Source organism: Micromonospora sp. NPDC005237, assembly GCF_040607775.1.
Classification (GTDB): domain Bacteria; phylum Actinomycetota; class Actinomycetes; order Mycobacteriales; family Micromonosporaceae; genus Micromonospora.
The window spans coordinates 397,969-413,464 of the sequence record NZ_JBEXHJ010000003.1 but is presented as its reverse complement, the minus strand read 5'-3'; the positions used below and the strand labels follow the sequence as shown (position 1 = coordinate 413,464).

Genomic DNA, 15,496 nt, shown 5'->3' with positions numbered 1-15,496 from the left:
CACTCCCGGCGCACCGCCGCCGCTCTACGGTCTTTCGGTGGCCCGTTTTGCCCGGTATGCCGGCCTGGTCGGCGCGATCCTGCTCACCGTTGCCGGGTATCTCGGCGGGGCGCTGCCCGACGCCCCGCTGGGCGCGACACCGGCGTCGATCTGGCGAGCCCCGCACGGCCCGACGACGCTGACCTGCTGGCTCATCGGCACGGCGCTGCTGGTCGGCGCCTGGTGGTCACTGCGCGCCGGTGCGCCGTCGGGTCGGTGGGCGTACGTCACCGCCGGGCTGTGGGCCCTCCCGCTGCTGGTCGCGCCGCCGCTGGGCAGCCGGGACATCTACTCGTACGCCTGCCAGGGCTGGACGTACGCGCACGGCGTCGACCCGTACGCGGTTCCGGTGGCGGCGGCCGGCTGCCCGTGGCTGGAGACGGTGGCCCCGATCTGGCGGGACACGCCTGCTCCGTACGGGCCGGTCTTCGTGCTGCTCGCGGCGCTCGCGGTGGGCGTCGGTGGCGGCCTCACCGGCACGATCGTGGCGCTGCGGGTCATCGCCGTGGCGGGCCTGCTCCTGGCGGCGTACTGCCTGCCCGGCCTGGCGCGGGCGGCCGGCGTGCCGACCCGGCGAGCGGCCTGGTTGGCGCTGGCCGCGCCGGTGGTCGGCGTGCACCTGGTGGCCGGGGCGCACAACGACGCCGTGATGCTCGGGCTGCTGCTGTGCGGGCTGCTGGTGGTGGTCCGCCGGCCGGGCCGGCCCGCGGCGCTGCTGCTCGCCGGCGTGCTGCTCGGCCTGGCGGTCACGGTGAAGGCCACCGCCGTGGTGGTCGCCCCGTTCGCCGTGCTGGCCGCGGTGCACGGCCGGCACACCGTACGCGCGCTGCTGCGCGACGGCGGCTGGCTGGCCGGCGGGCTGCTGGCCGCGCTGCTGGTCACCTCGGCCCTGTCCGGCCTCGGCTTCGGCTGGGTGGGCGGGCTGACCCGCAGCGGAGACTCCGAGCAGTGGACGTCACCGCCCACCGCCGTCGGCCTGGTGGTGGACTACGCCGGCGCGTTGGTCGGGCGGGACCCGCAGGCGGTGCCGGTGATCCGCGCGGTCGCGTTGGTGCTGCTCGCGGTCGTGCTCCTGGTGCTGTGGTGGCGCGCCTGGCGAGAACTGCGGGCTGGCCCGCCTGGAGCGCCGCCGCGAGAGCTGCGGGCAGATGATCGCGATCCGAGCGGCGTGGACAGGCCGGCGGCCGGCTCGGCGCGGTGCCGTGCGGCACTGCACGGCGCGGGCCTCGCACTGGTCGCCACCGTCGTCCTGGCCCCGGTCTTCCACCCCTGGTACGCGACCTGGCCGCTGGCGCTGCTCGCGCTCACCTCCGCCCGGACCACGTGGTTCGCGCTGCCGGTGGCGGTCGCGGCCTTCCTGGTCCTGCCCGACGGCACCAACCTGGCCCGCTTCACCAAGGCCCCCGGCGCCCTGGCGATGACCGGTCTGCTCCCCTTCCTGCTCCTTCGGGTGCGGGAGCGGGTGCGGCGGAACGGACCGGAGCGCCGGCCACGTTCCTGACCATCGGTCCGGCGCGCAAGATCGTGCTCGAACGTGGATGTAGTGGCTTCTGGCGCGATCGAGACCACTACATCCAGGATCGAGCACGATCTCGGCGCGGCGCGGCGCGGCGCGGCGCGGTGCGGCGCGGTGCGGTGCGGTGCGGCGCGGCGCGGTGCGGGGCGGGGCGGCGCGGGGCGGGGCGGCGCGGTCAGCGGTGGGCGCTCGGCGCGGCGGGCCGGGCCAGCCGGGTGCGTACGGCAAGTGCCACCGGCAGCAGGGCGGGACCGACCAGGCCGACCACTGCCGCCGTCGCGGCGAGCGCCGTCCAGTTCGGGGGGAACGCGGCCGGCATGCCGTCCGCGGCCCCGGCCAGCGGTTCCAGGGCCAGCAGGCCCACCGGGGTGAGCAGGATCAACAGGGCCCAGCCGCCCCGGTGGTCGCCGCGCAGCGCCAGTCCCGCGGCGAGCAGCACGGCCACCGCGAGCACCGCCACGGCGGCGTTGTGCAGGGCCTGACCCGCCATCACCGCGCGGTAGGTCCAGGCGGCGGTCACGAAACGGGCCGGGCCGGCTCCGCGATTGCGGAGCCGGCCCGGCCGGTGGTGCGGGGACTGCTCAGCAGTCGTAGGCAGTTCAGCAGTCGTAGTACATGGCGAACTAACCGCGCTTGGCGGCTGATCTGGGGGAGTGGTCTCGATCAAGCCGCTGAGCAGGTCGTACGTCGTATATCAACTTCCATCGTTATCCAGTGTTTCCGGGCGGCATCTGTACCCCTCGTGTACCTAACGATCTTGGGCTGGTGGTGTGTGCGAGTGGTTCCGAGGGGGATCGGTGCGGCATCCCGTCGCGGCCGGGGCATCCCAGAGTCGCCGAGGGTCCGGGGCGAGTAGCCCCGGCCGCCGGAGGCCATCCCCGGGTCGTAGGGCCGGAGGCCCTGCCCGCCGGAGGCAGGTTCCCGAGGCGTGTTGCTTGGCGGCAACGCGGAAGAGCCGGAAGTCCGCCAGCGTGCGTCACGGCCTGGCTTGCGGCCTATCGGTGCTGGCGACGCTGGGCGCTCCACTGGCTCAGAAGGTGGGCAAAGAACAGGACAAAGAAGGCCAGCATCAGCACACCAAGGAGGTTGTGGGCCGATTCCTGCCAGCTTCGGGGCATCAACGCCTGCGCCTCGAAGAGGAGTCCGGCAAGACCACAGCAGACGGCAGCCGACGCCCAGAGCCGAGGACGATGCACCACCCGACCGAATAACCTGGCAGTCTCGGCGCGTCGGCTGCGCACTAGAACAACACCGGCGAGCACGATCACAGTGACACTGCCGCCAACGACCAGCGCAATCATTACTGCCTGAGCCACATCCATGGTCGTCACGGCGCCAGGGTAGCCGTAGCACGCGATGCCCCAGGGTATGGGTGTCCCCGTCGTGGATCGTTGGTTCAGCGCCCAGCCCCGGTCACCTCCAATGAGGATGGCCGGGGCCTCGGCGTGTCCACTGGTCTCGCGGTGGCCACCGCCGGGCCGCGCCGGGAGCGAAGCGGCAAGGCGCGGACGGCCGGCGAAAGTGGCCCCGCGTGCGGCCCGCAGGGCCGCCTTGAAGACGTATGGAAAGTTCTCACCGGCGCTGCACTCGGACATATGCACATCAACTGTCGGATCACACTGCACTCGAACAGCTGCACTCGAACATATGCACGCCGTGGCCAAGACAAGCCTCATGCCGAGGCGCTCGGATGGTGCCACTCGGCGCGCCGTGATGCAATGAGGAGTTGTCGTGAGCGCTAGAGCAGATCGTCTAGATCGTCTTCGACGTCGACCCAATCCGCTATGTCAGCGTAGGCGTTTACGCCGGCATACACGTCCGGCACCAGTTCATCGAACGCTCGCAATAGGGGATAACCTACGTCTGGCTCGCTGCGGCGATGTAACACGCCCAGCCCAACAGGCGACGCCGATACATTTCTTGATCCTCACCGCCAAAGTCTGCCATGTAGGTGTCGTAGCCGAACTTCGAAATTGTGTGCAGGATCCAACGCATGCGGCGCTTTATCTTTCGTGGGATCCGTGGTCCGCCCGCGTCCCCCACGTATAAGCCGGTGACGTACTGCCGCCCACCTCGGCGCATGAAGGCCGTTTTGCGCGTGTTCACGAAACGGCGGCCACGCCGGCTGTGAGCCGGGCATGACCGCCGTCCGTGAGGTTGTACCCAACCTGTACCCAAGATCAGTAGTGATCCTGTTGGTGCAGGTCGGAGCCTTGATCAGGCTCAGCAGTCGTAGTACATGGCGAATTCGTGCGGGGTCGGGCGCAGACGCACCGGGTCGACCTCGTTGGCGCGCTTCCAGTCGACCCAGGTGGAGATCAGGTCGGGGGTGAAGACACCGCCGTCGAGCAGGTAGTCGTGGTCGGCCTCCAGCGAGTCGAGCACGGCCGGCAGCGAGCCCGGGACCTGCTTGACGTCGCCCCACTCCTCCGGCGGGAGGTCGTAGAGGTCCTTGTCGATCGGCGTCGGCGGCTCGATCTTGCTCTTGATGCCGTCCAGGCCGGCCATCATCATGGCCGAGAAGGCCAGGTAGACGTTGGCCGACGGGTCCGGAACGCGGAACTCGACGCGCTTGGCCTTCGCGTTGCTGCCGGTCACCGGGATGCGGGTGCAGGCGGAGCGGTTGCGCTGCGAGTAGACCAGGTTGACCGGAGCCTCGTAGCCGGGCACCAGGCGACGGTACGAGTTGACCGTCGGGTTGGTGAAGGCCAGCAGCGACGGCGCGTGGTGCAGCAGGCCGCCGATGTACCAGCGGGCGGTGTCGGACAGGCCGGCGTAGCCGGTCTCGTCGTAGAACAGCGGCTCACCGTTGAGCCAGAGGCTCTGGTGGGTGTGCATGCCGGAGCCGTTGTCGCCGAACAGCGGCTTGGGCATGAAGGTCGCGGTCTTGCCGTTGGCCCAGGCCTCGTTCTTCACGATGTACTTGAAGAGCTGGAGCTGGTCGGCGGCGTGCAGCAGGGTGGAGAACCGGTAGTTGATCTCGGACTGACCGGCGGTGCCCACCTCGTGGTGCGAGCGCTCCACGGTGAAGCCGGTGTCGACGAGCCGACGCACGATCGAGTCGCGCAGGTCGGCGTAGTGGTCGACCGGGGGCACCGGGAAGTAGCCGCCCTTGTACGCGGTCTTGTAACCGCGGTTGCCGCCCTCCTCCTCCCGGCCGGTGTTCCACGCGCCCTCGACCGAGTCGATGTAGTAGAACGACTGGTGCGCCGAGGTCTCGTGGCGGATCGAGTCGAAGATGTAGAACTCCGCCTCGGCGCCGAAGTAGGCGGTGTCGGCGATGCCGCTCGCGGCGAGGTACGCCTCGGCCTTCTTCGCGACGTTGCGCGGGTCGCGGGTGTAGGCCTCGCGGGTGAACGGGTCGTGGATGAAGAAGTTGAGCGCGAGGGTCTTCTGCGCCCGGAACGGGTCGATGAACGCGGTGGCGACGTCCGGGAGCAGGAGCATGTCCGACTCGTGGATCGCCTGGAAACCGCGGATCGACGAACCGTCGAACGCGAGGCCGTCGGTGAAGAGGTCGTCGTTGACGGACTCGACCGGCAGGTTGAAGTGCTGCATCACGCCGGGCAGGTCACAGAAACGAACGTCGACGAACTTCACGTCCTCGTTCTTGAGGTATCGCAGCAGTTCCTCGGGATTGGCGAACACACATCCTCCTGGCACGTCCACGGGGTGGCTAGGCTCCTGGCGACGCTATGGCCGGGGGGTTGCCCGGCCATGTCTTGAGTGTTTCTGCCGTGTTACGTCCCTCGCGGAGCGTCAGCGACGCTCCTGTCCACGCACTCAGCCTGCGCGAACGCCGTACCGACTGTGCCAGTGTAATGACACTTGATGCCATTGGCCCGAATCGGCACGCAGTGGTGACGGCGATCCGAGGCCCCGATTCGGACGCGGATACCCTTGATCGCTGTGACCAATCCGCACGTCCCGGCAGCGCCGGCCACCGATCCCACCTTCACCCCGCCGAGCCTGGGTCGACGCTTCGGAGCGTTGATCATCGACTGGGTGCTCTGCCTGCTGGTGGCCAACATCTTCGCCGATCCGGTACGCGACGGCTGGGCTCCGGTGCTGGCGCTGATCCTGGAGTACGGCATCTTCCTCGGCCTCTTCGCCCAGACGCCGGGCATGTACATCACCAAGGTCCGCTGCGTGAACTGGCACGACGGAGGCCGGATCGGCGTGCTCCGCGCGCTGGCCCGGGGCGTGCTGCTGGCGCTCGTCGTCCCCGCGCTGATCATGGACGAGCACCGTCGGGGCGTGCACGACCGCCTCGTCGACTCGGTCATCGTCGACGCCCCGCGCGGCTGAGCCGACCCCCGCAGGGCCGTTCCGCCCTCGCACGACCCGCAAGATCGCACTCGATCCTGGATGCAGTGGCATCCGCCGCGCACGAGGCCACTACATCCAGGATCGAGCACGATCATGGCCGGGAGCCAGCGCCGGGTCATGAGGGTGTACGCGAAGGAGCCGGACCCGTGCGGGTCCGGCTCCTTGACGCGTACACCTGAGGGTCAGCGACCCCGCGACTGGCGGGAGGCGCCCGGCGGCCGCATGTTCTTCGGGATCGCGCCCTTGGGCATCTGCGGACGGGCGGTGAGCGCCTTGAGTCGCTTGTCCAGCGCGTTGACGTCCTTGCCGCTGAGCGCGCGGGGCAGCCGCAGCAGCGTCGTGCGCAGCTTGCGGATCGGCAGCTCGCCCTCCTGCTGACCGATCACGTAGTCGTGCAGCGGGGCGGAGCCGATGACCTTGGCGAGCCGTCGCTTCTCCTGCCCGAGCAGGCCGCGCACCCGTTGCGGGTTGCCCTCGGCCAGCAGGATCACGCCCGGCCGGCCGATCACCAGGTGGACCATGTCCATCTGGGTGGTCGAGCTGACGGCAGGGGTGACCCGCCAGTCGCCGCGCATGTTGTCCATGATCTGCGCCGCCGCGCCGGGCTGCCCCTCGGCGGCGTTCATCATCGCCTTGTTGGACCGCAGGTTCAGCACGATCAGCACCGCGAGCAGGGCGAACAGGATGCCCAGCGGCAGCCAGATCCAGCTCCAGAGGATCACCGCGACCACGGTGAGCGCGAGCGGGATGAGCACCGCTGCGGCGACCAGCGGCGCGAACCACCGGTCCTGCTTGGCGGTGAACTGGAACACCATCCCGATCTGCTTCAGCCGCTGGCCGAACGAGACCTTCTCCTGGGGCTTTGCCATGCCGCTGAGTCTAGTGGTCCCCGCCGGCCGCGTTGATCCGCGTCCGGGTGCCGGCCGGCTGAGTACCTTACGTCGCCTCAGGCGCTGCGACCGGGCGGGTAAGGAGGGTACGGCCGGGCAAGATGAGGCGGTGTGCCCATGCCGGGCCGGGGCCTTCGCGCGAAGAGTCATCAGCAGAGGACGACGACGCGACGAAGGAGCCCGACATGTTCGGCAACGACGTAGATTTCCTGCTCTCCGTGCACCGTACCCACGCCGCTGAGCTGCGGGCCGAGGCTGCGGCGCAACGACTGGCGCGGTCGGTGCCGCGCCGTTCGGGTCGTACCTGGCTGGGCCGCCGCCAGCCGACCCGCCGCGCGGGTGACGACCGCCGGTGACCACGACCGCCGTACCCAACGCGCCCAGCGGGCCCGGGCCCGTCCCACCGGCCGACCGGCACGACGGACCGGCGCCCGGGTCCGGGCCGTCAGCCGGCGGGCCCGGGTCCGAGCCGCCGGCCGGCGGGCCCGGGTCCGGGGCAGCCGCCCTGTCGCCGCGGCGCCGGCCGATCGGCGGGGCCGGTGTTCCGTCCGGTCATGGCATGCTCGGTCCCGTGACCGTACGTGCCGCCAGTTCCGTCCTCGTCGGCCGCCAGCGTGAGATCGCGACGCTGCGGGACGCGCTGGGCCGGGCCGGGAAGGGCGATCCGGCCACCGTGCTGGTCGGTGGCGAGGCGGGCGTGGGCAAGACCCGGCTGCTGGAGGAGTTCGCGGCCGGGGCCACCGCCGCGGGCGCCCGGGTGCTGGTCGGTCAGTGCCTGGAGCTGGGTGAGGCTGGTCTGCCGTTCGCCCCGTTCGCCGCGGCGCTGCGCGCGGTGTTGCGCGCCGACGGCGCGGAGGTCTTCGCCGGCTACGAGGCGGAGTTCGCCCGCCTGCTGCCGGAGTTGGGCCGGGTGCCGGCGGGGTTGACCGCGCCGAGCGCGCGACCACTGACCGACGCCCCCCGTGGATACCTGTTCGACCTGGTCGCCGAGCTGTTCCAGCGGCTCGCCGACGCCCGGCCACTGCTGCTGATCATCGAGGACCTGCACTGGGCGGACCGTTCCACCCGGGATCTGATCGGCTTCCTGGTCCGGGCCGCGCGGCCGGGCCGGCTGCTGCTGGTCTGCACCTACCGCACGGACGAGTTGCAGCGTGGCCACCCGCTGCGCCCGTTCCTCGCCGAGCTGGACCGGGCACGCGGTGTCGAGCGGGTCGAGCTGGGCCGGCTGGACCGCGACGGCACCGGCGCGATCCTCGCCGACCTGCTCGGCGGCGAGCCGTCGCCCCGTGCCGTCGACGACATCCACGACCGTACGCAGGGCAACCCCTTCTTCATCGAGGAGCTGGCCGTCGCCGGCTCCCCGCTCGGCTGCGCGGCGCTGCCCGAGACGCTGCGCGACCTGCTGCTGGCCCGGGTGGACCGGTTGCCCGAGCCGGCTCAGCGGGTGCTGCGGATCGCCGCTGCCGGCGGCACCCGCTTCGCCCACGGTCTGCTCGCCGAGGTCGCCGGCCTGCCCGAGGCCGAGCTGGAGGACGCGTTGCGCGCCGCCGCCGCGGCCCAACTGGTGGTGGCCGACCCGGACGGCGACTACGAGTTCCGGCACGCCCTGGTGCGTGAGGCTGTGCACGACGAGTTGCTGCCCGGTGAGCACGCCCGGCTGCACGCGCGGTTCGCCGCCGCGATCGAGGCCCAGCCGCACCTGGTCGTCGCCGGCCGCGCTCCGGCCGAGATCGCCCACCACTGGTACGCGGCGCACGACCATCCCCGTGCCCTGGTCGCCGCGCGGGTCGCGGCCTGCGCCGCCGCCGACCGGTACGCCTACGCCGAGCAGCGTCGACTGCTGGAGCGGGCGTTGGAGCTGTGGGAGCTGGTGCCCGACGCGGCCGACCTGCTCGGCATGGACCACCTGGCGTTGCTGGAGCAGACCCTGGACGCGGCGGTCACGGCCGGCGACTTCAGTCGGGCCATCACGTTGACCCGCGCCGGCCTGGCCGAGGTGGACGCCGACGCCGCACCGCTGCGCGCCGCCCGCCTGCTGGACCAGCGGGGCCGGCTGATGGCCCTGCTCGGCAAGAGCGACGGCAGGCGGGAGCTGGATGAGGCGTACCGCCTGGCGGCCAGCGGGCCCTTCGGGGTGGAGCGCGTCCGGCTGCTCGCCGACGTCGCCGCCCACCTGGTCAAGATCGATCCTGAGCAGGCGGCCCGGGTCGCCGCCGAGGCGAGCACGGACGCCGAGGCGCTCGGCGAGGAGCTGGTCCTGCTGCCGACCCGGATCGCCCTGCTCTGCCACCAGCAGCTGGACAACCGGTTGGCCGAGCTGGGCAGCGCCGAGGCCGTGGCCCAGGCGGCCGGGGACACGGCGGCTCTCGTGCTGGTCAAGGTGTTCCAGTCGGACGTGCTCTGCGAGCTGGGCCGCTACGCCGAGTCCGCGCAGGCGGCCGAGGCCGGCCTGGCCGAGGCGCGGCGGGTGGGGATCAGCCGCTCGGCCGGGGCGTACCTGCTGTCCAACCGGGCCGAGGCGCTCATCGCGCTGGGTCGGTGGGATGAGGCCGAGACGGTCTGCGCGGAGGCCGCCCGGATCGACCTGTCCGGCGTCACCGGGCTGCACTGGTTGCAGTTGGGGGCCGGTCTGCGGCTGGCGCGGGCGCACCCGGGGGCCGACGAGATGGTCGATCGGGCGTTGGCCTTCCTGGGCCGCCCCTACCTGTGGCCGAACCACCGACTGCCCCTGCACGAGCTGGGCATCGAGGCGGCGCTGGCCGCCGACGACAAGGTCGAGGCGGTCCGCGCGGCCCGGGTCGCGGTGGCCGACGACAGCCTGCCGCAGCTGCCCCGCGAGGGTTGGCCGGTGCTGAGCGCCGCCGCGCGTACCGCCGCCCGGGTGGGTGACGGGGAGCTGGCCGCCGCCGTCGCCGCGCTCGCGGCCGACCTGCCCGTGCGGCACCCGGCCGCGCGGGCGCACGCTGCCCAGGTCAGCGCCCTGCTGGCGGCCGACGACGAGGCGTTGCCGGCGTGGCGGGCGGCGGTGCAGGCGTGGCGCACCGACGGGCAGCCGTACCCGCTCGGCCGGGCGTTGCTGGCGCTGGCCGAGGCCGCCGCCGCCGCGGGCGAGCGCGACGAGGTGTCGGCCGCGGTCACCGAGGCGGCCCAGATCGCCCGGCGGCTGGGCGCGACGCCGCTGGCCGAGACGGCCGCCACCCTGGCGCGGCGGGTCGGCCTGCGGGGGACGGGCAACGGCGGGGCCGGGGCCGATCTGCTGACGTCCCGGGAACGGGAGGTGCTGCGGCTGGTCGCCGAGGGGCACAGCAACAGCCGGATCGCCGAGCGGTTGTTCATCTCCCCGAAGACGGCAAGCGTGCACGTCTCCCGGATCATCGCCAAGCTCGACGTGACCAACCGCGGGGAGGCCGCCGCGCTGGCCCGCCGTCTCGGCCTGCTCGCCGAGCCCGCCGAGCCCCGCTGAGGGCGCCGCGGTCTCCTCAGCCGCGCGGCAGGTAGATCCGCCAGCCGTCGAGGGTGACCAGGTCGAGGTCGCCCGGGTCGGTGCCGAGCCGCTCGTCGAGCCGGGCCGCCAGCGGCGAGCCGGTCGGCGCGACCCAGGCCGGCGCCGCCGCGCGCTCCACCTCCCGGCGGTACGCGGGGTAGCGGTCGAAGCCGGGGCGCAGGGTGTCGTCGACGACCGCGCAGACGACGTCCTCGGCGCTCGCGAAGGTGAGGCGGTTGCAGGTCCAGTAGCCGGCGCGGACGTGTCGTACGCCAAGGTGGCGCAGCGTGGCCACCAGCTCGGCGTGCCGGGCCTCGGCGGCCCGGGTCGCCGGGGCCGTCAGCGCCGCCTGACCGGTGGCGTAGGCGGCGGTGAGCAGCGTGGCAACGAGGACGACAAGCGCCGCCGGCCGGGCCGCCGTCCACCCGGGGCCAGGCCGGGCCAGCGTCCAGACCGGCCAGAGCAGCGCCGGCACGGAGATGAGCAGGGTGGACAGGTAGCGCGCACTCTCCGCCGGGGTGAGGCCGGAGGAACTGCTCAGGGTGTACGCGCCGAGGGTGGCCACCGCGGCCAGCACGAGAGCCAGCCGCATGGCCGCCGCGACCCGGGGCGCCGAGCCGTCCGCACCGCGTGAGCCGTCCGTACCAGGTGAGCCGTCCCCACCGCCCGAGCCGGGTGGGCGGTGCAGCGTCCGCCAGGCCGTGCCGGCGGCGACGACCAGCAGCACCGGCAGCGCGTACGCCCACCACAGTTGCCAGGTGGCGCAGGATCCGGGGCCGCAGAACCCCATGCCGAGCGGCGGCCCGAGCAGCAGCCCGCCGTGCAGCCGGTCCGCCCAGCTCGCGGTGGCGTCCGCCCCGCCGGCGGCGAGCACCGCGTGCAGCGGGTTGCGGCCGGTCAGCAGGCTGTGCCCCAGCAGCGGGGCAGCCCCCAGCACGGCCGCCGCCCCGAGCAGCGCTCCGGCCCGCCCGCGCAGCTCCCGGTGGCGGAACCCGACAAGCACCGCCCCGGTCGCCACGACGTACGGCAGCACCAGCGGGTCGACCCAGAGCATCAGCCCGGCCAGGATCCCCCAGACCGCCCAGCGGACGAGTCGCCACCCGGGCCGGCCGGCGGCCAGGTCGACGGCGAGCAGGGCGAGCGCCACCCCGGCCGCGTTCATCTCGGGGTAACCGCCGCCGGCGATCAACTGGTTCTTGACCACCCGGTCGGCGCCGAGCGCCAGCAGCGCCACCGCCAGCAGGGCGAACCAGCGGTCCCCGGTCAGCCGCAGCGTCAGCCGCCAGGTCAGCAGCAGGAACAGCGCGTACAGCGCCAGGGTGGGCAGCCGCAGGCCGAACAGGGACGGGCCGGCCAGGGCGAAAACCGGCGCGGCCAGGTACGCCTCCAGCGTGCCCATGTACTGCTGGCCGTAGAACCAGACCGGGAAACCCTCGCCCCGAGCGATGTGCAGCGCGGCCAGCCCCATGGTGGCCTCGTCGCTGTTCGTCGGGGGAGTGGTGTGGCCCAGCAACCAGAGCCGGTAGCCGACCCCGGCGAGCACTGTCAGGGCGGTGAGCCAGCCGACCAGGCCGAGGCGCGAACCGGGCCGCGGACGCGGTCGACCCGCGTCGCGCGGCTGTTCGCGTACCCCGGCGGTCATCGCACGATCATGACACCCGGACGCCGCACGGCCCGTGCGGCGCTGTCGGCGGGTCAGCCGGCGGTGGCGACCGGGGTGGCGGCGCGGGCGTCGAGCGCCTGCTTGTAGAGCCGGCCGGCCCGGTACGACGAGCGCACCAGCGGCCCGCTCATCACCCCGGCGAAGCCGATCTCCTCGGCCTCCTCGCGCAGCTCCACGAACTCCTCCGGCTTGACCCAGCGGGTCACCGGGTGGTGCCGGGGGGAGGGGCGCAGGTACTGCGTGATGGTGATCAGCTCGCAGCCCGCCTCGTGCAGGTCGCGCAGCGCCTGGGAGATTTCGGCCCGCTCCTCGCCCATGCCCAGGATGAGGTTGCTCTTGGTGACCAGGCCGTCGGCGCGGGCCTGCCGGATCACGTCCAGCGAGCGGTCGTAGCGGAACGCCGGCCGGATGCGCTTGAAGATGCGCGGCACGGTCTCCACGTTGTGGGCCAGCACCTCGGGCCGGGAGCCGAAGACCTCGGCCAGCTGCTCGGGCACGGCGTTGAAGTCGGGGATGAGCAGCTCGACGCCGCAGCCGGGCTGCAGGGCGTGGATCTGCCGGACGGTCTCGGCGTACAGCCAGGCGCCGCCGTCGGGCAGGTCGTCGCGGGCGACGCCGGTGATGGTGGCGTACCGCAGGCCCATCGAGACGACCGACTCGGCGACCCGGCGCGGCTCGTCGGCGTCGAACTCGGCCGGCTTGCCGGTGTCGATCTGGCAGAAGTCGCAGCGCCGCGTGCACTGGTCGCCGCCGATGAGGAAGGTGGCCTCCCGGTCTTCCCAACACTCGTAGATGTTGGGGCAGCCGGCCTCCTGGCAGACGGTGTGCAGCCCCTCGCGCGAGACGAGCCCGCGCAGCTGGGTGTACTCCGGGCCCATCTTGGCCTTGACCTTGATCCATGGCGGTTTGCGCTCGATCGGCGTCTCGGCGTTGCGCGCCTCGATCCGCAGCAGGCGACGCCCCTCGGGGGCGGCCGTTGCGGTACGCGCTGCCTGGCCGGTCGTCGGCGCGGAGTGCTCGATCGTCACGAAAACGAGCCTACGCCGGATGGCGGGCGTCTATGTGCGTCAGGCGACCGGCGTCACGCCCCGAACGTTGTGACGCCTGACACCGGCAAGCCGAAAATTGGCGTCACACGCGCAGGGTCTGGGTGCTGCCGGCCCGTGCGCCACGGACCTGTCAACACTCGGCGAGCCGGTCGCGGAGCCGGGCCGACTGCGGGCCGTTGAGGTCCAGTGCGAGCGCCGCCCGGTACGCCGTGGCGGCCTCGTCGGCCCGGCCGAGGCGGTGCAGCAACTCGCCGCGGGTGGCGTGGAACCACGGGTAGCCGTCCAGCCCGACGATCGCTTCCACCAGAGCCAGCCCGGCGGCGGGGCCGTCCCGCTCGCCGACGGCGGCCGCCCGGTTCAGCCGTACCACAGGTGTGTCGTGCACGGTGAGCAGCACGTCGTACCAGGAGATCACCGCGTCCCAGGGCGTCTGGTCGTAGGACGGGGCGAGGGCGTGGCAGGCGGCGATGGCGGCCTGGACGACGTACCGGTCGGGATTGTCCGGGGTGCGGCGCAGCGCCTGACCGACCAGCGCGACGCCGGTGGTGATCGCGGCCCGGTCCCAGTGCGCGCGGTCCTGCTCGGCCAGGAGCAGCGGCCGGCCGTCGTCGTCGACCCGGGCCAGCCGCCGGGAGTCCTGTAACAGGAGCAGGGCCAGCAGGCCGAGCACGGTCGGCTCGTCCGGCATCAGCTCGACTAGCAGCCGCGCCAACCGGAGACCCTCGTCCGCCAGCCCGACCCGGATCAGGTCGTCGCCGGCACCGGCCGTGTAACCCTCGTTGAAGATCAGGTAGACGGTGGCGGCGACGCCGGCAAGCCGGCCCGGCAGTTCCTCGGCCGTCGGGACACGGTAGGGGATGCCCGCCCGGGTGATCTTCTGTTTTGCCCGGGTGAGCCGCTTGGCCATGGTTGCCTCGGGCACCACCAGGGCGCGGGCCACCTCGGCGGTGGCCAGCCCGCCGAGGGTGCGCAGCGCCAGGGCCACCTGCGCGTCCAGGGACAGCGCCGGATGGCAGCAGGTGAAGATCAGCCGGAGCAGGTCGTCCCGGACGGCCTCGGGCGAGTCCGGTGCGGGATCGAGCAGCGCCACGGCCTCGGCCTCCTTCCCGGCGCGGCGGGCCTCCCGGCGGATCACGTCGACCGCCCGCCGCCGTGCCACGACCAACAGCCAGCCGCGTGGGTTGTCCGGTACACCGTCTCGCGCCCACACCCGCAGGGCGCGGACGATCGCGTCCTGCGTGGCGTCCTCGGCGAGGTCGACGCTGCCGGTGACGCGGATCAGCGTGGCGAGGATCCGGGAACGCTCGGCCCGGATCACTCGCGCGGCCGCGTCGCCGGCTGTCGCCGCGTCGCCGGTCAGGGTCACAGCGGGATGACGGGGCGTACCTCGACCGCGCCGTTCCAGGCCGCGGGCATCTTCGCGACCGTCGCCACGGCCTCGTCCAGGTCCGCGCATTCGAGCAGGTAGAAGCCGGTCAGGGCTTCCTTGGTCTCGGCGTACGGGCCATCGGTGGTGAGCACGTCGCCGCCCTTGCCGCCGGGGACCCGTACGGTGGTCGCGGTGGCCGTCGGGTAGAGCGCGCTGCCGCCGCGGATCACCGCGCGTGCGGCCTCGCCGAACTCCCGGTACTCGGCCATCTCGGCGGCCTGCTCGGGGCTGCTCCAGTCGACGTCCGCGGTGTAGGTCAGCGCGATGTAGGTGGGCATGTCCGCTCCTCGCGTCCGGGCCGGGCGGTGGACGCCGGCCTCAGGTGTCGAGTCGGCGCTGGTCGCCGACTCCACCATAGGGACGATCGGTCGGACCCTCCACGGGACACCCGGTGCGGAATTTCTGGTCGACGGTCGGCCGCCGGCCGGAAGTTCAGACCTCGACGAGGGTGCCGAGTCGGCGCTCGACCACCGGGAGCACGTCGGCGACGCTGATCGGGCGGCCCAGTTCGGCGGTGAGCGAGGTGACGCCGGCGTCGCGGATGCCGCACGGGACGATCCGGTCGAAGTACGTCAGGTCGCAGTCGCAGTTGATCGAGAAGCCGTGCAGGGTGACGCCCCGGGCCACCCGGATGCCGATGGCGGCCACCTTGCGGGCCGGCCCCCGGTCGTCCTCGGGCACCCAGACTCCGCTGCGCCCCTCGACCCGACCGGCGGCCAGGCCGAACTCGCCGCACACGTCGATGAGCAGCTCCTCGGTGCGGCGGACGTAGGCGACCACGTCCACCGGGTCGGGCAGCCGCAGGATCGGGTAGCCGACGAGCTGCCCCGGGCCGTGCCAGGTGATCTTGCCGCCCCGGTCCACGTCGACGACCGGGGTGCCGTCCATGGGGCGGTCCCAGGGCTCGGTGCGCTTGCCCGCGGTGTAGACGCTCGGGTGCTCCAGCAGCAGCACGGTGTCGCCGCGCTCGCCCGCCACCACCGACTCGTGCAGGCGCCGCTGCTCGTCCCAGGCGGCCTGGTAGTCGAGCAGGCCGGCGCGGACGGCCGTCAGGCCGGAGGTCGTCGTCGTCACGGCGTCCAGCCTAGTCCCGTTCT

Annotated in this window: 13 protein-coding genes; 4 read left to right on the top strand and 9 right to left on the bottom strand. The window is 72.8% G+C overall.

Annotated features, from left to right (window positions below; genetic code table 11):
• The first annotated feature begins 37 nt into the window (after positions 1-37).
• Positions 38-1,540 (top strand): polyprenol phosphomannose-dependent alpha 1,6 mannosyltransferase MptB, encoded by a 1,503-nt coding sequence (gene mptB / locus ABZT87_RS10725; protein WP_355135007.1) that lies wholly within the window; start codon positions 38-40, stop codon positions 1,538-1,540.
• Between the two features lie 190 nt (positions 1,541-1,730).
• On the opposite strand, the gene ABZT87_RS10720 is transcribed toward mptB, so the two are convergent.
• The 3 genes from ABZT87_RS10720 to glnA form a co-directional block, all read right to left on the bottom strand.
• On the bottom strand, positions 1,731-2,075 hold the full coding sequence (locus ABZT87_RS10720; protein ID WP_355135005.1) for a hypothetical protein: 345 nt from the start codon (positions 2,073-2,075) through the stop codon (positions 1,731-1,733).
• A 475-nt stretch (positions 2,076-2,550) separates the two neighbouring features.
• Entirely contained in the window at positions 2,551-2,886 is a 336-nt protein-coding gene (locus ABZT87_RS10715; RefSeq protein ID WP_354861373.1) for a hypothetical protein, read from the bottom strand.
• Between the two features lie 892 nt (positions 2,887-3,778).
• On the bottom strand, positions 3,779-5,203 hold the full coding sequence (glnA, locus tag ABZT87_RS10710; RefSeq protein WP_354861378.1) for a type I glutamate--ammonia ligase: 1,425 nt from the start codon (positions 5,201-5,203) through the stop codon (positions 3,779-3,781).
• A gap of 321 nt (positions 5,204-5,524) precedes the next feature.
• On the opposite strand from glnA, the gene ABZT87_RS10705 reads away from it, so the two are divergent.
• On the top strand, positions 5,525-5,863 hold the full coding sequence (locus ABZT87_RS10705) for an RDD family protein (RefSeq protein ID WP_355135394.1): 339 nt from the start codon (positions 5,525-5,527) through the stop codon (positions 5,861-5,863).
• Positions 5,864-6,066: 203 nt separating this feature from the next.
• Here ABZT87_RS10705 and ABZT87_RS10700 read toward each other — a convergent pair whose 3' ends face one another.
• A complete protein-coding gene (locus tag ABZT87_RS10700) occupies positions 6,067-6,753 on the bottom strand; it encodes a DUF4191 domain-containing protein (RefSeq protein ID WP_354861380.1) in 687 nt (228 codons plus the stop codon).
• Positions 6,754-6,959: 206 nt separating this feature from the next.
• On the opposite strand from ABZT87_RS10700, the gene ABZT87_RS10695 reads away from it, so the two are divergent.
• Together ABZT87_RS10695 and ABZT87_RS10690 are read left to right on the top strand one after the other, a co-directional pair.
• Positions 6,960-7,130, top strand: coding sequence for a hypothetical protein (locus ABZT87_RS10695; protein ID WP_355135003.1), 171 nt, complete (start codon positions 6,960-6,962; stop codon positions 7,128-7,130).
• Positions 7,131-7,345: 215 nt separating this feature from the next.
• Entirely contained in the window at positions 7,346-10,237 is a 2,892-nt protein-coding gene (locus tag ABZT87_RS10690) for an AAA family ATPase (RefSeq protein WP_355135001.1), read from the top strand.
• 16 nt (positions 10,238-10,253) lie between these two features.
• On the opposite strand, the gene ABZT87_RS10685 is transcribed toward ABZT87_RS10690, so the two are convergent.
• From ABZT87_RS10685 to lipB, 5 genes are all read right to left on the bottom strand, one after another.
• Positions 10,254-11,900 (bottom strand): hypothetical protein, encoded by a 1,647-nt coding sequence (locus ABZT87_RS10685; protein WP_355134999.1) that lies wholly within the window; start codon positions 11,898-11,900, stop codon positions 10,254-10,256.
• Positions 11,901-11,953: 53 nt separating this feature from the next.
• A complete protein-coding gene (gene lipA, locus ABZT87_RS10680) occupies positions 11,954-12,949 on the bottom strand; it encodes a lipoyl synthase (RefSeq protein ID WP_354861387.1) in 996 nt (331 codons plus the stop codon).
• Positions 12,950-13,100: 151 nt separating this feature from the next.
• Positions 13,101-14,336, bottom strand: a complete 1,236-nt coding sequence (locus tag ABZT87_RS10675) for a sigma-70 family RNA polymerase sigma factor (RefSeq protein ID WP_355134997.1) — start codon at positions 14,334-14,336, stop codon at positions 13,101-13,103.
• A complete protein-coding gene (locus ABZT87_RS10670) occupies positions 14,333-14,677 on the bottom strand; it encodes a YciI family protein (protein WP_355069027.1) in 345 nt (114 codons plus the stop codon). The genes ABZT87_RS10675 and ABZT87_RS10670 overlap by 4 nt, the downstream gene beginning before the upstream one ends.
• Before the next feature lie 154 nt (positions 14,678-14,831).
• Positions 14,832-15,473: a lipoyl(octanoyl) transferase LipB gene (gene lipB / locus ABZT87_RS10665; protein ID WP_355134995.1), complete on the bottom strand. Its 642-nt coding sequence runs from the start codon at positions 15,471-15,473 to the stop codon at positions 14,832-14,834.
• Positions 15,474-15,496 lie beyond the last annotated feature (23 nt).